The 2,499-nt window shown below is 74.5% G+C and carries 2 protein-coding genes; both read left to right on the top strand.

Annotation, left to right across the window (positions count from 1 at the left end; translation table 11 throughout):
* Positions 1-1,588: DUF4012 domain-containing protein (locus tag L0B03_RS16585; protein WP_250447929.1), on the top strand; the 1,588-nt coding region annotated here is incomplete at its 5' end.
* A 299-nt stretch (positions 1,589-1,887) separates the two neighbouring features.
* Positions 1,888-2,499 (top strand): peptidase (locus L0B03_RS16580; protein WP_250447927.1); only part of this gene is annotated, 612 nt, incomplete at its 3' end.

The raw sequence follows: 2,499 nt of genomic DNA, 5'->3' as shown, positions 1-2,499 counted from the left end.
GGCGGCCGCGCGGGTGCCCGCTGTGCGGGAGCGTGCGGCCGAGGCGAGTGCTGCGACCGCGGACCCGGTCTGGGTGGCGGCCACGTACCTGCCGTGGGCCGGGACGCAGCTCGACGCCGTGACCGACGTGGTCGCGGCCTTCGACCGGGTGGCTGAGGGGGTGCTCCCCGAGCTGGTCGAAGTCGGCACGGCCATCTCCCCGAGCGAGCTCGCCATGGTCGACGGGGGGACCGGCCTGGCCCCCATGGTCGCCGCGCCCCCCCGCGTGGCCCCGGGGGCGCCCCCCGCCGAGGAGGCCCGCGGTCTGGTCGACGGCATCGACACCGACCAGCTGGTCGGTCCCCTCGCCGACCGCGTCCGCGAGGTGCAGGAGCCCGTGGGCGAGGCCGCTGACCTCCTGGGGGTCGCCGACGAGCTCGCGCAGGTGGTCCCGCCGATGCTCGGCACCGACGGCCCGCGGCGCTACCTGGTCCTTGCCCTCAACCCCGCCGAGCTGCGGACCGCGGGGGGCATCGCGGGTGCCGGGCTCGTCCTCGAGGCCGACGACGGCGCCCTCGCCCTGGTCGATCAGGTCCCTGGCCGGGACCTGCCGGACCTCACCGTGCCGGTGCTGCCGGTGACCGCCGAGGAGGAAGCCGTCCACGGCGGTCGGCTCGGCCTCACCCTGCAGAACCTCACGATGACCCCGGACTTCCCGCGCACCGCCGAGCTCGCGGTCGAGCTCTGGGCCGCCACGACCGGGGAGCGGGTCGACGCCGTGGTCGCCGTGGACCCGGTGGCGTTGTCCTACCTGCTGGAGGCCACGGGGTCGGTCACCGAGCCGACGGGGGAGGTGCTCACCGCGGACACCGTGATCGAGCAGCTGCTCTTCCAGGCGTACGTGCAGCACACCGACCCGGCGGCGGCGGACGACTTCTTCGCCGGGGCCGCCGCAGCGGTCTTCAGCTCCCTGGCCTCGGCGCAGTCGGACCCGGCCGTGCTGGTCTCGGCCCTCGAGCGGGCGGTCGACGAGCGCCGGCTCAGTCTGTGGTCCTCCCGCCCCCCGGAGCAGGAGCTGCTGGGTGGCACGACCCTCGGCGGCGGGTTCCTCAGCGGGGTCGCCGACTCCGCCGCGGGGGTCTTCCTCGACGACGCGACGGGTTCCAAGCTCGGCTACTTCCTCGAGGCCGAGCTCGAGGTGCTGCGCACCACCTGCGGCACGGGCGACCAGGCGAGCACCGTGGTGCTGGGCCTCGACCTACGCTCGACCGCGCCGACCGACCCCGCGGTGATCGCGGCCCTGCCCGCGGACGTCGTCGGTGCGGGGCGCACGGGGGTCGAGCCGGGCACGATGCGGACCAACGTGACGGTCTACGCCCCGGTGGGCGGCAGCGTGGGGTCGGTGACCCGCGGCGAGGCCGTCGTCGGCGGGGACCCGGGGACCTCCTCGGGGCGAGAGGTCCTCATGCTGACCTCGACCCTCGCCCCGGGTGAGGCCGAGTCCTTCGAGATGGAGGTGCGGCTCGCCCCGGGCGAGACCCAGGTCCCCGTCTGGGCCACCCCCAGCCTCACCCTCACGGGCCTTCCCGCCACCCCCACCTGCTCCTGACCCGACCCGCCCCTCGCCCCCGACCGGCATCTCGTGTCAGAACCTGGGGTACCCCTGGCGTCCCCAGCGTCTGACCTGAGATCGCGCTGCACTCGTGTCAGAACGTGGGATACCTCCAGCACCCTGAGGATCTGACACGAGATCGGGGTGGGCTCGTGCGGGGGCGTACAGCCTTATGGGTGAAGTCCTGGGGATGACGGCGCGATCTCGGCGGCATGGTGGCATGCTGGCCTGAGATGTCCGTTTTGACCCGGTATGTCCAGCACCAGCGGGACGGTCGGGACTCGGAGGAGGATGACATGAACCGTGGACTGCGCGCTCTGGCCGGTGCCGCTCTGGCGATCGGCACCCTGACGGTGGCCCCGGCCGTGGCCTCGGCCCAGGTCCTCGGTGAGGGGTGCGAGGACGACGGCGCCGGGTACGTCCCGGGCGGGGTGTGCGAGCTCGTGATCGAGGTCGACGTGCTCTGCGAGAACGACGTCCCGATGATCGCCTACCGGGCGTCGGGGGCCACGTCGGCCGCTGGCGCGAGCATCACCTGGGTCAACCCCGGCGGGGCGGACGTCGTCCAGGCCGGCCTGCCGATGGAGGGCGTGGTTCGCTGGCCGGGCGCCGTGGTCGACGCCGACGGCAACCCGACGGACTGGCCGGGCTGGACGAGGCTCGAGTCGGGCGAGTGGGTCGAGGGCGACGAGTTCGACTGGGCCCGGTCGCCCGTCGAGGTCCTGGTCACGGTCAACCCGACGGCCTCGGTCACCGTCACCTACCCGCCGGCCCCGGCGGGCTGCGCCCCGTCGGGCGAGGCCAGCAGCAATGACGCCACACCGGTCTCGGCGCCGCTCGTCGAGCAGGGCGAGGTCCAGGCCCAGGCCGAGCTCGCGCGCACCGGCACCTCGGCGGCCTCCCTCGCG

This window comes from Actinotalea sp. C106, from assembly GCF_023630195.1.
Lineage (GTDB): Bacteria > Actinomycetota > Actinomycetes > Actinomycetales > Cellulomonadaceae > Actinotalea.
The sequence above is the reverse complement of the archived record's forward strand: the minus strand, read 5'-3'. Positions and strand labels throughout refer to the sequence as shown.